The sequence below is a fragment of the Bauldia sp. genome, assembly GCF_020442045.1.
In the GTDB taxonomy this organism is placed as follows: domain Bacteria; phylum Pseudomonadota; class Alphaproteobacteria; order Rhizobiales; family Kaistiaceae; genus Bauldia.
In genome coordinates this window covers 1-18,299 of the sequence record NZ_JAGRLA010000166.1, presented here as the reverse complement: position 1 = coordinate 18,299, position 18,299 = coordinate 1, and the positions used below count along the sequence as shown (strand labels likewise).

The 18,299-nt window shown below is 66.7% G+C and carries 17 protein-coding genes and 2 pseudogenes; 13 read left to right on the top strand and 6 right to left on the bottom strand.

Annotated elements, in window-relative coordinates; translation table 11 throughout:
• A partial coding sequence (gene groEL / locus KDJ86_RS18595; protein WP_291749304.1) for a chaperonin GroEL occupies window positions 1-861 on the bottom strand: 861 nt, incomplete at its 3' end.
• Window positions 862-912: 51 nt separating this feature from the next.
• Window positions 913-1,227: a co-chaperone GroES gene (gene groES, locus KDJ86_RS18590; RefSeq protein WP_291749303.1), complete on the bottom strand. Its 315-nt coding sequence runs from the start codon at window positions 1,225-1,227 to the stop codon at window positions 913-915.
• A 362-nt stretch (window positions 1,228-1,589) separates the two neighbouring features.
• Between groES and KDJ86_RS18585 the strand changes: the two genes are divergently transcribed.
• Window positions 1,590-3,125: a pilus assembly protein TadG-related protein gene (locus KDJ86_RS18585; RefSeq protein WP_291749300.1), complete on the top strand. Its 1,536-nt coding sequence runs from the start codon at window positions 1,590-1,592 to the stop codon at window positions 3,123-3,125.
• A 3-nt stretch (window positions 3,126-3,128) separates the two neighbouring features.
• On the opposite strand, the gene KDJ86_RS18580 is transcribed toward KDJ86_RS18585, so the two are convergent.
• The gene (locus tag KDJ86_RS18580; RefSeq protein WP_291749297.1) at window positions 3,129-3,692 is read right to left on the bottom strand and encodes a hypothetical protein; all 564 of its coding nucleotides are present in this window, start codon (window positions 3,690-3,692) and stop codon (window positions 3,129-3,131) included.
• Between the two features lie 122 nt (window positions 3,693-3,814).
• Entirely contained in the window at window positions 3,815-5,242 is a 1,428-nt protein-coding gene (locus KDJ86_RS18575) for a sigma-54-dependent transcriptional regulator (protein ID WP_291749294.1), read from the bottom strand.
• Between the two features lie 159 nt (window positions 5,243-5,401).
• Between KDJ86_RS18575 and KDJ86_RS18570 the strand changes: the two genes are divergently transcribed.
• The 3 genes from KDJ86_RS18570 to KDJ86_RS18560 all read left to right on the top strand — a co-directional run bounded on the left by KDJ86_RS18570 (window position 5,402) and on the right by KDJ86_RS18560 (window position 8,199).
• On the top strand, window positions 5,402-6,274 hold the full coding sequence (locus KDJ86_RS18570; protein WP_291749292.1) for a TIGR01459 family HAD-type hydrolase: 873 nt from the start codon (window positions 5,402-5,404) through the stop codon (window positions 6,272-6,274).
• An 81-nt stretch (window positions 6,275-6,355) separates the two neighbouring features.
• Window positions 6,356-7,360 carry a bifunctional riboflavin kinase/FAD synthetase gene (locus KDJ86_RS18565; RefSeq protein WP_291749290.1) on the top strand — a complete coding sequence of 335 codons (1,005 nt, stop codon included), beginning with the start codon at window positions 6,356-6,358 and terminating at the stop codon, window positions 7,358-7,360.
• A gap of 158 nt (window positions 7,361-7,518) precedes the next feature.
• Complete coding sequence (locus tag KDJ86_RS18560; protein WP_291749288.1) at window positions 7,519-8,199, top strand: hypothetical protein; 681 nt, start codon at window positions 7,519-7,521, stop codon at window positions 8,197-8,199.
• Window positions 8,200-8,213: 14 nt separating this feature from the next.
• Here KDJ86_RS18560 and KDJ86_RS18555 read toward each other — a convergent pair whose 3' ends face one another.
• A complete protein-coding gene (locus KDJ86_RS18555; protein ID WP_291749284.1) occupies window positions 8,214-8,663 on the bottom strand; it encodes a nucleoside deaminase in 450 nt (149 codons plus the stop codon).
• Here KDJ86_RS18555 and KDJ86_RS18550 point away from each other — a divergent pair.
• The 5 genes and pseudogenes from KDJ86_RS18550 to KDJ86_RS18530 all read left to right on the top strand — a co-directional run.
• A pseudogene (locus KDJ86_RS18550) lies at window positions 8,651-9,526 on the top strand (pseudouridine synthase); the annotation flags it as partial. The gene KDJ86_RS18555 and the pseudogene KDJ86_RS18550 sit on opposite strands and share 13 nt — an antisense overlap.
• 13 nt (window positions 9,527-9,539) lie before the next feature.
• Window positions 9,540-10,094: a 16S rRNA (guanine(966)-N(2))-methyltransferase RsmD gene (gene rsmD / locus KDJ86_RS18545; RefSeq protein WP_291749282.1), complete on the top strand. Its 555-nt coding sequence runs from the start codon at window positions 9,540-9,542 to the stop codon at window positions 10,092-10,094.
• Between the two features lie 92 nt (window positions 10,095-10,186).
• Window positions 10,187-11,548 carry a M16 family metallopeptidase gene (locus KDJ86_RS18540; protein WP_291749280.1) on the top strand — a complete coding sequence of 454 codons (1,362 nt, stop codon included), beginning with the start codon at window positions 10,187-10,189 and terminating at the stop codon, window positions 11,546-11,548.
• A 14-nt stretch (window positions 11,549-11,562) separates the two neighbouring features.
• A complete protein-coding gene (locus KDJ86_RS18535; RefSeq protein WP_291749277.1) occupies window positions 11,563-12,870 on the top strand; it encodes a M16 family metallopeptidase in 1,308 nt (435 codons plus the stop codon).
• A 71-nt stretch (window positions 12,871-12,941) separates the two neighbouring features.
• Window positions 12,942-13,793, top strand: a complete 852-nt coding sequence (locus KDJ86_RS18530) for a patatin-like phospholipase family protein (protein WP_291749274.1) — start codon at window positions 12,942-12,944, stop codon at window positions 13,791-13,793.
• Here the strand turns inward: KDJ86_RS18530 and KDJ86_RS18525 are convergent.
• Window positions 13,776-15,209, bottom strand: a complete 1,434-nt coding sequence (locus KDJ86_RS18525) for an MATE family efflux transporter (protein WP_291749271.1) — start codon at window positions 15,207-15,209, stop codon at window positions 13,776-13,778. The genes KDJ86_RS18530 and KDJ86_RS18525 overlap by 18 nt on opposite strands.
• Window positions 15,210-15,350: 141 nt before the next feature.
• Here KDJ86_RS18525 and KDJ86_RS18520 point away from each other — a divergent pair, with 141 nt between their 5' ends.
• The 4 genes and pseudogenes from KDJ86_RS18520 to KDJ86_RS18505 form a co-directional block, all read left to right on the top strand.
• A complete protein-coding gene (locus KDJ86_RS18520) occupies window positions 15,351-16,697 on the top strand; it encodes a TldD/PmbA family protein (RefSeq protein ID WP_291749269.1) in 1,347 nt (448 codons plus the stop codon).
• Between the two features lie 3 nt (window positions 16,698-16,700).
• The gene (locus KDJ86_RS18515) at window positions 16,701-17,540 is read left to right on the top strand and encodes a 3'(2'),5'-bisphosphate nucleotidase CysQ (protein WP_291749266.1); all 840 of its coding nucleotides are present in this window, start codon (window positions 16,701-16,703) and stop codon (window positions 17,538-17,540) included.
• Entirely contained in the window at window positions 17,518-17,793 is a 276-nt protein-coding gene (locus tag KDJ86_RS18510) for a DUF4170 domain-containing protein (RefSeq protein WP_291749264.1), read from the top strand. The genes KDJ86_RS18515 and KDJ86_RS18510 overlap by 23 nt, the downstream gene beginning before the upstream one ends.
• Window positions 17,794-17,989: 196 nt before the next feature.
• Window positions 17,990-18,299, top strand: a pseudogene (locus tag KDJ86_RS18505) (hypothetical protein); the annotation flags it as partial.

Below are 18,299 nucleotides of genomic sequence, written 5' to 3'. Positions count from 1 at the left end.
CGCCTTGCGGCGATCGCCGAAGCCCGGAGCCTTGACGGCCGCGACCTTCAGGCCGCCGCGGAGCTTGTTGACGACGAGCGTGGCGAGCGCCTCGCCCTCGACGTCCTCGGCGATGATCAGCAGCGGACGCGAGGACTGCACGACGGCCTCGAGGACCGGCAGCATCGCCTGGAGGTTGGAGAGCTTCTTCTCGTGCAGGAGGATGAAGGGATCCTCGAGCTCGGTCACCATCTTGTCGGCGTTGGTGATGAAGTAGGGGGAGAGGTAGCCGCGGTCGAACTGCATGCCCTCGACCACTTCGAGCTCGGTCTCGAGAGCCTTGGCTTCCTCGACCGTGATGACGCCCTCGTTGCCGACCTTCTGCATGGCGTTGGCGATCATGTTGCCGATCTCGCGCTCGCCATTGGCCGAAATCGTGCCGACCTGGGCGATCTCCTCGGAGGTCTTGATCTTCTTGGAGCGCTTGGAAAGGTCGCCGATCGCCTCGGAGACGGCGAGGTCGATGCCGCGCTTGAGGTCCATCGGGTTCATGCCGGCGGCAACCGCCTTGGCACCTTCCCTGACGATCGCCTCGGCGAGAACGGTCGCCGTCGTGGTGCCGTCACCGGCGATGTCGTTGGTCTTCGAAGCGACTTCGCGGACCATCTGGGCGCCCATGTTCTCGAACTTGTCCTCAAGCTCGATTTCCTTGGCGACAGTGACGCCGTCCTTGGTGATGCGGGGCGCGCCGAACGACTTGTCGAGCACGACATTGCGGCCCTTGGGGCCGAGGGTGACCTTCACCGCATCGGCGAGGATCTCGACGCCGCGCAGCATCCTGTTACGCGCGTCGGTCGAGAATTTTACGTCTTTGGCAGCCATTGCTGTCCTTCCTTCAATTCTGTCGGATTACTGTGGGTTTAAGGCGCGTGCTCAGGCGGCCTTCCGCGCGGCGGTCTTGCCTTCGATCACGCCCATGATGTCGGACTCCTTCATGATCAGGAGGTCCTCACCATTGATCTTGACCTCGGTGCCCGACCATTTGCCGAACAGGACGCGATCGCCGACCTTGACGTCGATCGGGGTCAGCTTGCCGGTCTCGTCGCGGCCACCCGGGCCGACGGCGACGATCTCGCCTTCCTGCGGCTTCTCCTTGGCGGTGTCCGGAATGATGATGCCGCCCGCGGTCTTCTCCTCGGACTCGACCCGGCGTACGACCACGCGGTCGTGTAGGGGACGGAATTTCATGGGGTTTCTCTTCCTCTATCTACATGTTTCCGGCCCCTTCCGGGGCCCGATACGGAGGCCTGTTAGCACTCTGTGACGATGAGTGCCAAACATCCGAGGCGCGATGTAGTGAGGTGCCAGACGGTTGTCAAGGCAACCGCGGCCGGGACAACGATAGCCTCCTGAACGGACCCGGGCGCGGCGTGGCGGGCGGCGTGATCCCATCACCGAGGCCATTATCGGCGTATCGGCACCGGACCTGGTCAACAGGCGTCAAAAGTATACTTAACGTCATGTTGATGTCTACCGTTTAACTCGTCGTCAATTCGAGTTGAGTATCAAGAAACAAATCGAAAAATAAAAGAACAGGCGTCGCGTCGAACATGATTAAGCAGTTCTTTCGTCTGATACATGGGAATGTCGGGACGACATTCGCGATCGCGGCGGTGCCGTTGATCGCCGTGGTCGGAGCGGCGGCCGACTATTCGGATGCCGAAGACCAGCGCGCGATCACCCAGGCGGCGCTCGATCGTGCCTCGCTGGGCGCGCGCGGCGCCATGGGCGTGCTGCCGCCGGAGGCGGTGGCCGCCGAGGCGCAACGACTCTACGGCGATGGCGTCGAGCGGCGGTTGTCCAGCCCCTCGTCCGCGGTTGTCAGCCTTGCCGACGGCAATATCGCCATCAGCACCGAGCTCCGCGTGCCGACCCGTTTTCTCAGGCTCGTCGGTTTCGACCAGTTCGCCTTCGATCTCAGGGCCGAGGCAACGGCGGCGAACAAGACCTACGAAGTCGCGCTGGTTCTCGACACGTCCGGGACCATGGCCGGATCGAAGATCCGGGCGCTTCGGCAGGCCGCGGGCGACCTGACCCGGTCGCTTTTCGCCGCGAACCGGCTCAATCCCTGGCCCGATCCGGTGCGGATCGCGGTCGTTCCCTTCGCGGCGGCCGTCAATGTCGGCGCGCAGAACGCGGACGCGCCGTGGATCGACACCAAGGCTCGGGCACCCGGTCACCTCGAGAATTTCGGCCTCTATACGACGGCCGCCGAAGGCAATCGCCTGGCGCTTTTCGACGCGCTGCCGGGTGTCGCCTGGGCCGGCTGCGTCGAGGCTCGCCCACACCCCTATGACGTTGAGGATGCGGCGCCGGACGCGGCCGAGCCGGCAACGCTCTTCGTGCCGATGTTCGCGCCCGACGAGCCGGACATGAACGGCTTCGACAACAACTATATCGCCGATGTCTCGCCGGCCTGCGGGAAGAATACGCGACCGACCAGGGCGTGGTCGGCCGACGAGGCGCAGGAAAGGCTCTGCAAGTACAAGGAGAGCACCCCGCTGCCACTCGGCAACGGCAACGGCACGGTCGTCGGCCCTAACCTGGGCTGCACGGCCGCGCCCCTGATGCCGCTCAGCAACGACCGGTCCGGCATCCTGGAGACGATCGATGCGTTGACCGCCCGCGGCACGGCAAATCTCCATGCCGGGATCATGTGGGGATGGCGGGCGCTTTCGCCGGCGCCGCCTTTTGCCGAGGGGCGTCCGGCCGACACCGCGTCCAATCGCAAGGTCATGATCGTCATGACCGGCGGCCACAACGGCTACGACTCCTACCGCAACTTCAACCGTTCGGCCTATGGCGCCTTCGGCTATGTCTCGAAGGGCCACCTCGGCACCACTTCGGCGGACCGGGAGACCGTCGTGGCGAAACTGAACGAACGCACCCTGGAAGCCTGCGCCAATGCGAAGGCCGAAGGCGGGGTGGATATCTACACGATCGCCTTCCAGGTCTCCGACCCGGCGACGGTGGACCTGCTGCGAGCCTGCGCCAGCAGCCCCGGCAAGGCCCTGGAGGCGGACAGCAACAGCGCGCTCGCCGCGACCTTCCGCGACATCGCCATCGATGTCGCGACCGAAGGCTAGGCGCTATTCGGCGACCGAGAAGGGCAGGGTCACCGTGGTCGTCTTCGGTGATCCCTCGTCCCTGAGGGTCAGCAGGAGCTGGTATTCGCCCGGTTTGAAGTCCGGCAGCGGGAATTCGATGGTCGCATGGACCTCGTGCATCTTCGACCGACCCTGCCACTGGAGCCGGCCGAAATCCTCGGACGTCGCGAGGATCAATCCGCCGGGCGTGCGGATCTGCAGATCCGCCGCGAGAGCGGAGGTGAAGCCGCCGGCTTCGGGCCTGAAGGCGAAGCCGACGGGCTCGAAATAGATGCGCAGCGTGTCGCTGTTCCGGAAGACCGAATTGCCGCGCGGGGTATAGTCGGCATAGCCCTCCACCTTGTCGGCGAAGAGCACCGTCCTGAGCTGCAGCGGCGAAGCTTCCCAGAATGCCGCCGCCGCCTTGTCAAAGGCCGACAAGGCGGCGGCGCCATATCCACGGTCGAGAAGCGTTTCGGCGAGAGTTGCCTGATCGGCGACGGGTCCGGCCTGCGCGGGCAGGAGAAAGCCGCAATAAAGTGCCGCGCAGCACGCGGCCGCGGCCATTGGCCGAAAGGCCGAAGTTGTCATATTCACCCCCAAGCAACCCACGATCATGGCCGCCGCCGCACGACCCAGGCCGCCATGATCCAATTCCGCGCGCTTTCACGCAAGGGAAGAAAGACGGATCAGGCGGAGAGGCGGTCGAGCCACGCCTGGCGCTTGCGGTAGATTGTCGAAGCGCTGATCTCAAGCGCCGCCGCGGCGCGCGGGATGTTCCCGTCGAAGGCGGCGACGGCCGCCTCGATGATCATCCGTTCCTGGTCGCGGAAGGGAAGGATCGTGTCCGGGGCGGAAGCCCGGGGCTTCGAAATTTCGCCGGTCGCGGTCGCGGGCGACGGCGGGCCGGAAAGGCCGGGCGGCAGCATGTCCGACGTTACCGCGCTGCCGTCATGCAGCACGACGATGCGGCGCACGACATTCTGGAGCTGCCGGACATTGCCCGGCCATGACGAGGCGCGGATCAATGCCGCGGCTTCCGGGTCGAACCCGTGGAAGCCGCGCCCCTCCTCTTCCGCATAGCGAGTGAGAAAGGCCTCGGCGAGCGGCAGGATATCCTCGGGACGCTCGCGCAGCGCCGGCAGGGCGATCGGCAGGACATGGAGCCGATAGAAGAGGTCGGCGCGGAAGCGTCCGGCCTCGACCTCGGCGAAGGGATCGCGATTGGTCGCCGAGACGATGCGGAGGTCGACTCGCTTCAGTTCGTTGCCGCCAACCCGTCGGAAGCTGCCGGTCTGGATGAAGCGGAGGAGCTTTGCCTGGAGGCCGAGATCCATTTCGGCCAGTTCGTCGAGGAACAGCGTGCCGCCGTCCGCCATCTCGGCCGCGCCGGCCCTGTTCTCGGAGGCGCCGGTGAAGGCGCCGCGCACGTGGCCGAAAATTTCGCTCTCCATCAGCTCCTTCGGGATCGCGCTGCAATTCAGCGCGACGAAGGGCCGGCCCTCGGGGCCGGCATGCGCATGGATCGCCTCGGCGGTGACCTCCTTGCCCGTGCCGCTTTCCCCGGTGATGAAGACCGGCGCGCTGGACGGCGCCATCCGTCGGATCTGCTCGTAGACGGCCTGCATCGCCGGCGACCGGCCGACGAAACCGGCGAAGTCGGCCGGTTCGGCCGAAGACCGAACGGCAGGGAGCGGCGGCGGTTGCGGCCGGGCGGTCGGGCCCGGGGCGCCGTTCCACGAGGAGACCGCGGCCTCGAGGCCCTGGATCAGGGCCTTGGCGCCGATCGGCTTCGGCAGGAAATCAAAGGCACCGGCCTTCACCGCGGCCAGGGCGACATTCAGTGAACCGGCGGAGCTGGTTGCGATGAGCCGCGACGTGGTTCCGGCGATCTCGGCGATATTGGCCGGTCCGCCGATCGTGTCGATATCGGCGAGGATGATCGCGCGCGACATATCGCGGCCGCTGGTCGCCGCTTCTTCCGGGCTGGCGCAGGAGAACGGCTGGTAGCGGCTGAGCGCGCTATCGGCGATCAGGCCGGCAAGCACCCTGCGCTGGACCGCATCGGAATCGACGATGACAACGTCGATCGGTTCAGGATGGTTGTCGTTCGCCACGACCGGCGACCCCCGCCTTCCGGCAACTCAATTGGCTTTCGCGTCCACTCTCGCCGAATAGGGTAAATGAAGCGTTGGCGTCGGACCGCGTCACGAAAAAAAGCGCGGGATTGGAGCGGCCGGCTTGACCGAAACCTTGCGACCCGCTAGCCGGCTCGCATGAGCAATTCCACCCATCCGTCGCGCATTCGCGGCCTTTCCGAAATCGTCGCCGACTACCGGTACATCCTTTGCGACGCATGGGGCGTCGTCCATAACGGGGTGACGGCCTATCCGGCGGCCCTCGATGCCCTGAAAAGATGCCGCCAGGCCGGGCGCAAGGTGCTGATCATCACCAACGCGCCAAGGCCGAAACAGCAGGTGATGGAACAGTTCACGCGCCTCGGCGTCGATCACGACGCCTTCGACGCCATCATCACCTCGGGCGAGGCCGCCCGCGACTATCTCGCCGCGCGCCCGGGAATACGCATCCATCACGTCGGCGAGGAGCGCGATCTCGCCATCTATGACGGGCTCGACGTGTCGATGGCGGGCGAGGAGGGGGCCGAGCTGATTTCCTGTACCGGCCTCTTCGACGATACCACCGAGACCCCGGATACCTATGCCGACGCCTTCGCGCGCTGGAAGGCACAAGGTCTGCCGCTGCTGTGCGCCAACCCCGACAAGGTGGTGGAGCGCGGCGACAAGCTGGTCTGGTGCGCCGGGGCACTGGCCGAGAGCTATGCGGGCATCGGGGGCGAAACCATCATCCTCGGCAAACCGCACCGGCCGATCTACGAGACGGCGATGGCCCGTTTCGCGGAACTCACCGGGGGACCGGTCGATGCAGGCGCGATCCTTGCGATCGGCGATGCGGCCGAGACGGACCTCCGCGGCGCCAACGACTTCGGCCTCGACGTGCTGTTCGTGACCGCCGGCATCCACGCCGAGGCCTATGGCGAGCGCGAAAACCCCGACACCGACAGGGTCAACGCCTTCCTGGAAGGCACCGGCATCGGCGCGCGCGCCTATATCCCGCATCTGACATTCTGAACGATGGCCGGCGGCGCGCGTCTTGACCAGACCCGGTCGAGCCGGCAGGTTGCCGGCCTCCCGTCTTCCGGACCCGCTTGAATGCCGGACACCCAGAACCCGCCAGTGTCCCCTGTCCGGACCCTTGCCCTGGACGACCTGCCGTCCGGTTTCGGGCCCAGCGCGGTCGCGGTCGGCAATTTCGACGGCGTCCATCGCGGTCACGCGGCCCTGATCCAGACGGCCATCGCCGAGGCGCGCCGGCAGGACGCCAGGGCGATCGTGCTGACCTTCGAGCCCCATCCGAGAACCTTCTTCCGCCCGGAGCGTCCGGTGTTCAGGATGACGCCGCCTGCCGCGAAGGCCAGGATCATGGCCGCCCTCGGCATCGATGCGATGGTGGCGGCGCGCTTCGACGCCGGTTTCTCGCAACTCGAGCCGACAGCCTTCGAGGAGGACGTCCTTGCCGGACGCCTTGCCGCCCGCCGGGTGATCGTCGGCGACGGCTTCAGGTTCGGCAAAGGCCGGGCCGGGACGATCGAGCAACTCAAGGCGGCAGGCCAGCGATTCGGCTTCGACGTCGTGGTCGTCGACCCGGTCTTCGACGAGCGGGGCGAACGAATCTCGTCATCGGCGATCCGGGAATACCTCGCCGCCGGCGACGTCACCAACGCCAACCGGTTGCTCGGCTATCGCTGGTTTGTCGTCGGCACGGTAATCCACGGCGAGGAACGCGGCCGGGAGCTCGGCTTTCCGACCGCCAATATCGCTCTGCCGGCCGACTGCGAGCTTCGCCACGGCATCTATGCTGTAACTCTGACGAGCCGCGGTGGAGAGCCGCTCGCAGGGGTTGCGAGCTATGGCCGGCGGCCGCAATTCGACAATGGGGCGCCGCTCCTCGAGGTCTTCGTCTTCGATTTCGACGGCGATCTCTATGATCAGGACGTCGTCGTCACCTTCGTTGACTGGATCAGGCCTGAGGCGACATTCGAGTCGGTCGCGGCGCTCGTCGAGACGATGCGGAATGACGCCCGGACGGCACGATCGATCATCGCGAAAGCCGGGCCTGGCGGCCCGATCGACATGCGCCTCGCCGCCGTCGGCTGAGGGGTTCGGTTGTCGGCGTCGGGGGGATCGGCTAGAGGTCTTGTCATCCCTGCCGGATTTTCGCCGGTTTCTTAACGGATTAATATCAAGGTCCGATACGGGGCGTGGTGAGGGGAATAGTCTTTGGCATGAGGCTTTTGGGGCCAGACAAATGGAAATTGGCCGGCAGCGTGTTGCTCGCCGGGCTTCTTGGCGCCTGTTCCCAGACGACCTATGGCACGGGCGTCGGGGCCGGGGCGCAGACCGTGAAGGATCTGACCGGGCTCGTCAGCTTCGGCTCCAAGGACAGCGAGCCGATTGACTACGAGCCGCGCCCGGGAATCGTCGCGCCGCCGCCGAATGCCTCGCTGCCCAAGCCGGGACAGGCGACCACCCCGGCGAACTGGCCGAAAGACCCCAACGCCAACGCCCCCCCGAAGGAGAAGGTCTACGCCTCGGACCGAAACGGGACCAAGGAGGACGTTCTGCTGGACCCGGGCTTCAAGCTGCCGAAGGCGGACCGGATCGTCTACGACGATCACAGCAAGGACAAGAACAGCGCAGAGGTCCTGATGCGCGAGATGAAGGAACAGAAGGCCGACGCCAAGACCCTGTTCGCCAAGAAGAACGCGGCGGCCGGCGGCGCCGTCGACGCAGACGGCAACCCGGTTCGCACCACCCTGACCGAGCCGCCGGCTGAATATCGGGTTCCCGATCCGGATGCGCCCGAGGAATTCATCGCCGCGAAGAACGAGAAGTGGTGGCAGGTGTTCAAGCGCAAGCCGACGGCCGCCGCGACGCCGGTCGAATCGACGACGCCGGCCGCCGACGAGGCCGCGTTGAAAGCAGCCTCGCAATAGGCCGCGAGCCGGGGTTATCGGCGGCTGGCGAAGAAGCGCCTGAGCAGGCCGGCCGATTCCATTTCCGCGATTCCACCATAGACCTCCGGCGCGTGATGGCAGGTGGGCTGGCCAAAGAATCGCGGCCCGTGCTCGACCGCGCCGCCTTTCCCGTCCGCCGCTCCGAAATAGAGCCGCCGGATGCGGGCGAAGGATATCGCGGCCGCGCACATGGCACAGGGTTCGAGAGTGACGTAGAGGTCTGCACCGGTCAGCCGCTGCGAGCCGATGGCCCGGGCGGCGGCGCGGATGACGAGGATTTCCGCATGGGCGGTCGGATCGTCGAGCTCGACGGTGCGATTGCCGTCGCGGGCGACGACCCGGCCGTCGAGCACCAGCGCCGCGCCGATCGGCACTTCGTTCCGCCCGAACGCGGCCCGCGCCTCTTCCAGCGCAACACCCATCGGATCGATTGGCGTCGACATCGACAATCCTCGCTCGCTGCCGCTACCTTTGCTATGGCTCCGCGATGAACGCAAATCCGTCCGAATCGAAGAAGGCCGAAGGCGAACGGATCGCCAAGATCCTCGCGCGGGCAGGGCTCTGCTCGCGCCGCGACGCCGAGCGCTGGATCGCCGAAGGACGCGTCGAGGTCAATGGCCGGACGCTGGCAAGCCCGGCCTTCAATGTCGGGCCGCGCGACCGGGTCGCCGTCGACGGCAAACCGTTGCCGCGCCGCGAGCGGACCCGGCTCTGGCTCTACAACAAGCCGAAGGGGCTGGTGACGACGGCGCGCGACCCGCAGGGCCGCAGGACCGTCTTCGAGGCGCTGCCCGCCGACCTGCCGCGGGTGCTTGCGGTCGGGCGGCTGGACATCAATACCGAGGGGCTGCTCCTGCTCACCAATGACGGCGGGCTGAAGCGGGCGCTCGAACTGCCGTCGACCGGCTGGCTGCGGCGCTATCGCGTTCGCGCCCATGGCGTGATCGACCAGGCGGCGCTCGACCGCCTGAAGGACGGCGTCGCGGTCGACGGCGTGCTCTATGCGGGCGTCGAGGCGGCGATTGATCGGGTACAGGGCGGCAACATCTGGATGACGATCGGCCTTCGCGAGGGCAAGAACCGCGAGATCAAGCGTATCCTCGAGCATCTCGGACTGGCGACGAACCGGCTGATCCGGATGTCCTATGGCCCGTTCCAGCTCGGCGACCTGGCGGTCGGCGCGGTCAGGGAGATTCGCGGGAGGGTCCTTCGCGACCAACTGGGCGCCAGGCTTGCCGAACAGGCCGGCGCCGACTTCGATGCGCCGCTCCGTGTTCCGGCGGTGGCCGAAAGGCCGTCGAAGCCGGCCCGAAAGCCCCATGCGCGTCGTCGGCGGTGAGTTCCGCGGCCGGCGGCTGATGGCGCCGCCGTCGAACGCGATCCGGCCGTCGAGCGACCGTCTTCGCCAGACGCTGTTCGATGTGCTCGCCCACCGCTTCGAGGATGCGGTCCGGGATGCCCGCGTGCTCGATCTCTTCGCCGGCACCGGCGCGCTTGGCATCGAGGCGATCTCGCGCGGTGCGCGATACGCGCTCTTCGTCGAGGAGGACGCCACGGCGCGGGGCCTGATCCGGTCGAATGTCGAGGCGATGGGGCTGACCGGCAAGACGCGGATCTTCCGCCGCGATGCGACCAGGCTCGGCGAGGCCGGGACGGTGGGGTCGTTTTCGCTGGTCTTCGCGGATCCGCCCTATGGCGGCGGATTGGGCGAACGGGCGCTGGCCGCCGCGCTGTCCGGCGGCTGGATGGGGGAGGGCGCGCTGGCGGTGCTCGAGGAGCGGCGCTCGGCGGAAGTGGCGCCGGTGCCGGGGCTGGACGTCGTCGATCGGCGCGATGTCGGCGATTCGCAACTGGTTTTCCTTAAGAGGATGTAATGATTCAAAGCGCCGGCCGGATGCTAGGAATGATTCGACCAGATCGCTGCCATCCGCCGCGACGCCCGTAAAACGACCCGGAAGGTTTCAAGATGTTCGCTTTCGCCCGTGCCGTGCTGCCCCTTGTTCTGATCTGGGTGATGGGGGCGGCGGCCGGCGCGGCGCCGAAGACATTCGCCGACCAGGCATCGACCTTCTGGCTCGATAACGGCTTGCAGGTGGTGGTGATCCCGGATCATCGCGCGCCGATCGTCACGCATATGGTCTGGTACAAGGTCGGCGCCGCTGACGAAATGCCCGGCAAGTCCGGTATTGCCCATTTCCTCGAGCATCTGATGTTCAAGGGCACCAGCGACCATCCCGAAGGCGAATTCTCGAAGGTCATCGCCTCGGTCGGCGGCAGCGAGAACGCCTTCACCACCGACGACTACACCGTCTATCACCAGAGCGTCGCCAAGCAGCATCTCGGCCTGATGATGGAATTCGAGGCGGACAGGATGGCCAATCTCGTCCTCGACGACGCGGCGGTGTTGCCGGAGCGGAAGGTGATCCTCGAGGAGCGGCGGTCGCGGATGGACAACGAGCCGTCCTCGCAGCTCGCCGAAGCGGTCGGCGCGGCGCTCTTCCAGAACAGCCACTACGGCATCCCGACCATCGGCTGGGCGATCGAGATGGCCGAGCTCGACCGCGATGACGCGATCGCCTTCTACGACCGCTATTACACGCCGAACAACGCCATCGTCATCGTCGCCGGCGATGTGACCGAGGACGAGGTTCGCAAGCTTGCCCAAGACACCTACGGCAAGCTTCCGCGCCGTGCCGAACCGCCGCCGCGCGTGAGACCGCGCGAGCCGGAGCCGCTTGCGGCGCGGACCGTGACGCTCGCCAATCCGCGCGTGACCCAGCCGTCGGTGCACCGCACCTTTCTCGCGCCGTCCTATGCGACGGCCGGGCCGGGCGAGGCCGCAGCGCTCGATCTCCTCGCCGACATCCTGGGATCGGGAACCACCAGCAAGCTCTATCGCCAGCTTGTCGTCGAGAAAGGCGTGGCGACGTCGTCCGGCGCCTACTACCGGTCCAGCGCGCTCGGCGATACCCGTTTCGTGCTTTACGGCGTGCCGCGCGGCGACGTCAGCCTCGACGATCTGATGGCCGACATCGATGGCGTGCTGGCCGACGTCGTCCAGAACGGAATCAGCGACGAGGACCTCGTGCGCGCCAAGCATCGGGTGACCGCCTCGGCGATCTACGCCCAGGACAACCACGCCTCGCTCGCCCGCATCTTCGGGACGGCGCTGGCCACCGGCCAGACCCTTGACGACGTCAAGAACTGGCCGGCGATGATCGACGCCGTGACCTCTGACCAGATCGTCGCCGCAGCGGCGAAATACCTGACCGCCAAGCGCTCGGTGACCGGATATCTGGTCGCTCCTCCCGCGTCCGGGCGCTCCTGACAGGAACCGAGATCATGAAGCTCGCCAAAGCCACCTTCGCCATCTGCCTGCTGCTGGCGCCGGCGCTCTTTCCCGCCGCGGCCAACGCCGTCACCATAGAGCGCGTCGTGAGCCCGAAGGGGATCGTCGCCTGGCTGGTCCAGGAGGACGCGATTCCGCTGATCGCGATGTCCTTCGCCTTCGAGGGCGGCTCGGCGCAGGACCCGGCCGACAAGCCCGGCGTCGCCAACCTGCTTTCCGGCCTCCTCGACGAGGGCGCCGGCCCTCTCGACAGCAAGGCTTTCCAGAAGGCGCTGGAAGACGATTCGATCAGCATGTCATTCGATGTCGGCCGCGATACGTTCGAGGGCTCGCTGCGCACGCTGGTCGAGAACAGGGACGAGGCCGCGCACCTCCTGAAGCTGGCGCTGACCGAGCCGCGTTTCGATCCGGAGCCGGTCGAACGGATCCGGGCGCAGATCCTGACCGGACTGAAGGCGGACCAGACCGATCCCGGCGATCTCGCGAGCCGGGCGCTGATGGCCTCGCTCTTTCCCGGTCATCCTTATGGGCGGCCGAGCGACGGGACGATCGACTCCGTCGCCTCGATCACCAGGGAGGACCTGCAGGACTATTTCAACAAGATCGTCGCCAAGGACAATCTCGCCATCGCGGTGGTCGGCGCGATCGACCCGGGAGAGCTCGCGACGCTGCTCGACGAGGTCTTCGGCGACCTGCCGGTCAAGGCCAACCGCGCCGGCGTCGCGGAGGCCGCCCCGCAGGCCGGCGGCGACACCACGATCCCGATGGCGATACCGCAGACCGTCATCCAGATCGCCGGCAAGGGACTGAAGCGCGACGATCCGGATTTCATCGCAGCGTCGGTTGCCGCCTATATCCTCGGCGGAGGCAGTTTTTCCTCGCGCCTCTACGAGGAGGTTCGCGAAAAGCGTGGCCTCGCCTATTCCGTCTATCTCGGGCTCGTTCCCCTCGACCATGCCGGACTGGTCTATGTCGGCACCTCAACCCGCGCCGATCAGGCCGACACCGTGGTCGACCTTATCGAGAGGGAGATCAGGAAATTCGCCGAGGAGGGACCGACCGAGAAGGAGCTCGCCGACGCGAAGGACTATCTGATCGGCAGCTACCCGCTGCGCTTCGACACGTCCCAGGCGATCGCCAGCCAGCTTCTTGCGATCCAGCTCGAAGGACTTGGGATCGACTACATCAACAAGCGCAACGACATGATCGCCGCCGTCACGATCGAGGACGTTCGCAAGGCCGCCGCAAGGCTCTTCACCGATGACATGACCATCGTACGCGTAGGCCAGCCGGCGACGTGAGGCCGATGGTCCCGGTGGGGGCAAACAACACGGCGCCTTGAAAAGGCGCTTGCCGAGCGTACATCATCCCCATGAAACGGGAACCGAGAATCGGCCTCGCGCTCAGCGGTGGCGGCGCCCGCGGGCTGGGCCACGTTCCGGTCCTCGAAGCGCTGGACGAGATGGGGATCCGGCCGTCCGTGATCGCCGGAACCTCGATCGGTGCGGTGGTGGGCGCCGGATATGCCGCCGGCATGACCGGCTCCGACATTTCCCGCTACGCCATCGAGATGTTCAAGAACCGCACCGACGTGCTCGGCCGGCTCTGGCAGCTTCGCCCCAAGCGCATGCGCGACCTCTTCTCCGAGGGTGGCTTCACCATCGGCCAGTTCGACGCCGAGCGGGTGATGGAGACCTTCCTGCCGCCCGGCCTGCCGAAGACCTTCGAGGACCTGACCATACCCCTCAAGGTCGTCGCGACGGACTTCTATGGCCGCAAGGAAGCCGTGCTCGATTCCGGGCAGCTCTTTCCGGCGCTGGCGGCTTCCGCCGCGATTCCGATGCTGTTTCGGCCGGTGCGCGTCGATGGCCAGGCGATGGTCGATGGCGGCGTCATCAATCCGCTTCCCTTCGATGTCGTTTCCAAGGGAGCCGACATCGTCATCGCCGTCGACATCGTCGGTGGGCCGGTCGATCGCAACGGGCGCGGCATGCCGGGCTCGCTCGAGGCGATCTACGGCGCGACGCAGCTCCTGATGCAGTCGATCATGGCGGAGAAGCTGCGCGGGCCGCATGCGCCGCAGGTCGTCGTCATCCAGCCGCCGGTCAAGGCACGGGTGCTCGATTTCATGAAGGCGGCGCAGATCATCCATGGCGCCGAGCCGGTCAAGGAAGAGGTCAAGCGGCTGGTCGACAAGCAGATGGCGCTACTTGCCAAGAACTGAGTCGTCGCCGCCCGAACCGGGCCCGCCCGCCATCGCCGGCCGGGTATCCTCCGGCGAGCGGGCCGGCCGGTCGCCAAGCCGGTCGATGATCCGGTAGGCGACCAGCACGCCCGCGATGCCGAAGGGGATTCCGCCGACGAAATACCCCGCCAGGACGCCCTGCATCCCGTAGAGATATTGGCCGGCAAGGACGAAAGGCACCGTGCCGACGATCGCGCGGCCCCAGTTGAAGAGCGTCGACAGCCGGGCATGTCCGAGATTGTTGAAGGCCGCGTTGCCGACGAAGAGACCGCCGGCGAAGGCGAAGGTGATGGCGAAATAGGTACTGAAGTCGGTGAGGAGGACGGCGCCGTTGCCCTCGAGATGGAAGGCGATGACGATCCAGTGCTGGATCAGGAAGAGGATTGCCGAGACGACGATCGAATAGACGCCGGCGACGGTGATGGCGTTGCCGAGGGTGGCGCGCACGCGGTCATAGGCCCCGGCGCCGTAATTCTGCGCGAAGATCGGGCCGACGGCCCCCGACAGCGCGAACAGGCCGCCGAAGGCGACCGGCAGGAGGCGGGAGACCACCGTCCAGCCGGCGACCGCCTGGTCGCCATAGGGGGCGATGGCCGACGTGGCATAGCCGACCCCGACCGGGGTCGCGATGTTGGTCAGGATGGCGGGGATGCCGATCGCCGCGAGCGGGCGGAAGTCACGCAGTGCGTGGACGATGGTCGGACGGGCGATCAGGTCATGCTTCACGATCAGGACGCGGAGGGCGTAGCCGACCATGACGAGGCGGGCGAGGACCGACGCGATGGCGGCTCCCGGAACGCCCCATCCGACGCCGAGGATCAGCAGCGGATCGAGGATCAGGATGGCGGCGCCATAGGCAAGCGTCGCAACCATCGACTGCCTGGCGTCGCCGACGGCGCGCAACAGCCCGACGAAGCACATGCCGAGTCCGAGCAGCGGCGTCGTCGGCAGCACGATCCACATGAAGACCGCGGCGACGGAATGCGCTTCGCCGGCCGCCCCGATCAGGGTGAGCAGCGGATTGACGAAGGGCATGGTCAGCAGCGCGCTGCCGCCACTGACGACGATCATCCAGAAGACGGCCGAACCGGCGACCTCGCGGGCATGGGACCGGTCTTCGGCGCCAAGCGCGCGGGCGACCAGCGCGGTCGCGGCAATCATCACGCCGATGGTGAGAGACGTGTAGACATAGATCAGCGCCGAGGCGTAGCCGACCGCCGCGGTCAGGCCGGGGTCGTGGAGCAGCGATATGTAGAAGAGGTTGAGGAAGTCGACGACGAAGACCGCGACGAGCCCGGCCGCGCCCGCCGCCGCCATCACCAGCACATGGCGCATCGTCGATCCCGTGACGAAACGCGCCTTCTTAGGCGGGGCGCCGGCTACGGATGACGACATGGGATGACCTGGACTGACTCACTGCGGGGCGGCCCGCGGGTCGCGGGCGCAACATATGACCCGGACGGTGGCCATGCAAATGGCGCGGTCATGCTTGCCCAAATCTGATTGGCACCATACATCACGCCGCAAGGAGCCAGCATGACCGAAATCCTCGACCAGTCCGATCTCACCGATCGCGCCGCCCATCTCGTCGAAGCCGCGAAGAAGGCCGGAGCCGATTCCGCCGACACCGTCTGTGTCAGGGGGATATCGCTCTCGGTCGACATGCGGCACGGCAAGGTCGAGGAAACCCGGCGTGCCGAAGGCGACGATTTCACGCTGCGCGCCTTCGTCGGCAGGCGGTCCGCGACCGTCTCGGCCAATGTCCTGGCCGATCCGGCGGAACTCGCGGAGCGGGCTGTCGCCATGGCCAGGGCCGCGCCGGCGGACGAATTTGCCGGCCTTGCCGACCCTGGCCTGCTGGTCAAATCCTTCGACGGGGACCTCGATCTCCTCGACGAGACGATCCCCCAGGCGGACGAACTGACCCAAGCCGCGCTCGCCGCCGAAGACGCCATGCGGGCGGTCGAGGGCGTATCCAATTCCGGTGGGGCCAGCGCCGGCTGGTCGCTCGGCGGCATGGTGCTCGCCACCTCGGACGGCTTCGCCGGCTCCTACCTTGCGTCACGCTTCAGCCTCTCGGCCTCGGCGATCGCCGGGACAGGCACCGCCATGGAACGCGACTACGACTATGCGATGCGGACCCATCGCGCCGATCTCGCCGATCCGGCGACAATCGGTCGCAAGGCCGGCGAGCGCGCGGTGCGCCGGTTGAATCCGGCGAGCTTCGCCACGGGCGGCGCCACAGTGGTCTTCGATCCGCGCGTCGCGAGCGGCCTCTTCGGCAGCCTTGCCGGCGCCACCAATGGCGCGGCCATCGCCCGCAGGACCAGCTTCCTGCGCGAGAAGTTGGGGCAGGCGATCTTCCCCGCGAATATCAACGTGACCGATGATCCTTCCCGCAAGCGCGGGCTGGCGTCGCGCCTTTTCGACGGGGAGGGCGTGCGGCCGCAGCCGCTTGATCTCGTCAAGGATGGCGTTCTCCAGGCCTGGTTCCTCGATTCGGCCTCGGCCCGCGAGCTCGGGCTCGTCACCAACGGCCATGCCGGCCGGGGCAGCGGCAACCCGTCGCCGGGCCCCACCAATCTGACGCTCGCCCCGGGCGACCAGTCGCCGGAGGATCTGCTGGCGGCGATCGGCGAGGGGCTCTACGTGACGGAAATGATCGGCCACGGCGCGAATCTCCTCACCGGCGACTACAGCCGCGGCGCTGCCGGATTTGCGATCCGCGACGGCAAGCTCGCCGAACCCGTCAGCGAAATCACCGTTGCCGGAAACCTCGGCGAGATGTTCCTCCACCTGACCGCGGCGTCGGATCTTGAATACCGCTTCTCGGTCAACGCCCCGACCGTCGCCGTCGAAGGAATGACGGTGGCGGGGCAATAGCCGGTGAATCGGTCGAGCCAGGACGATCTTGAACTCCTGAGGGCCGCCGGCGCCGAAGCCGCCGACCTCGCAATGGCCTATTTCAGGCAGGGACCGAAGGCCTGGACCAAGGACGGCGGTTCGCCGGTCAGCGAGGCCGATATCGCCGTCGACCGGAGACTGGCCGAGATCCTGACCGCCGCCCGGCCGGAATACGGATGGCTCTCCGAGGAAACCGCCGACAACCCCGAGCGCCTTGAGCGCGCGAGGGTTTTCGTCGTCGATCCGATCGATGGAACCCGCGCTTTTCTCGAGGGCGGCGACGAGTGGACGATTTCGCTGGCGATCGTTGAAGACGGCCGGCCGATAACCGCCGTGCTCATCGGGCCCGTCCTGTCGGTCAGCTACTGGGCCGTTGCCGGCGGCGGGGCATACGAGGGCGACCGGCGGCTCGCGCCCTCCGACAAGCAGGATTTCATCGGCGCGCGCTTCGCCGGTCCGCGCGCCTATATGCGGGCCGTGGAGGCGGAAACCGGAAGCCCGGCGCGGTCGCGCTATGTCGCGTCGCTTGCCTACCGGATCGCGCTGGTTGCAGGCGGCGAAATCGATGCCGCGATCGTCCGGCCAAGCGCCAGGGACTGGGACCTTGCGGCGGCCGACCTTTTGGTGCAGGAAGCCGGGGCGCGTTTGGGCGACCTCTCGGGCCAGGCGTTACGCTACAATACCCGGGACACGGGACATCCGACGCTGATCGCGTCAGCGCCGGCATTGTTCGGACGCGTGGTGGATTTGGTCGGGACGATACACAAGCGCTACGAAACCGAAGGGCGGGACGATCGACATGGCGGAATCGCAGGACGCTGAGGCGGATCGCAAGCCGCAGCTTCTTCACCTGGTTTTCGGGGGAGACCTGGAGGACATCGAAAGTATCCGGTTCACCGACCTCCACGAGCTTGATATCGTTGGAATTTACCCGAACTACGCCACCGCTTATGATGCCTGGAAGGACAAGGCGCAGTCGACCGTCGACAACGCTCGCAGGCGCTATTTCATTGTTCACCTGCATCGCCTTCTCGACCCCGAGACCGAGGTCCTGCCGGGCCGCGCAGGCAGCTAGGGCGGTTCTTCCGCTATGATTGGATTGGGCCACTGCCCGGAAGCTTCAGTCTGTTGCATCCCGCCGGTGGAAACGTATCCGCGCTCTTGCTGAGGATGCGGCAGGCGCAGATGGTCGGTACTCAGTGAAGACGATTGAACAGAACGACGCGCCCGACATTGCGACGTCCCCGGCCGAGGGCCCCCGGGCGGCACCGATGCCGGCGAAGCGCGGCGATTCCGCGAAATCCACCCTGAAACTTTCCAAAAAAGGGCGTCGGAAGCCGCGACTCTCGACAAGATTGCTGCGAAGCCGCGGTGTACAGGGGGCGATCGCAAGCGCCGCCACCGGTTATCTCCGCCTGGTCAACCGGACCAGTCCGCTTGCCTTCGATCCGCCCGATCCCTACGGCAAATACATTCATCTCGCGCCGGTCATCTTCACCATGTGGCACGGCCAACATTTCATGCTGCCTTTTGCACGGATTTTCGATTTCGATGCCCGCGTCCTCATTTCCAAGCATCATG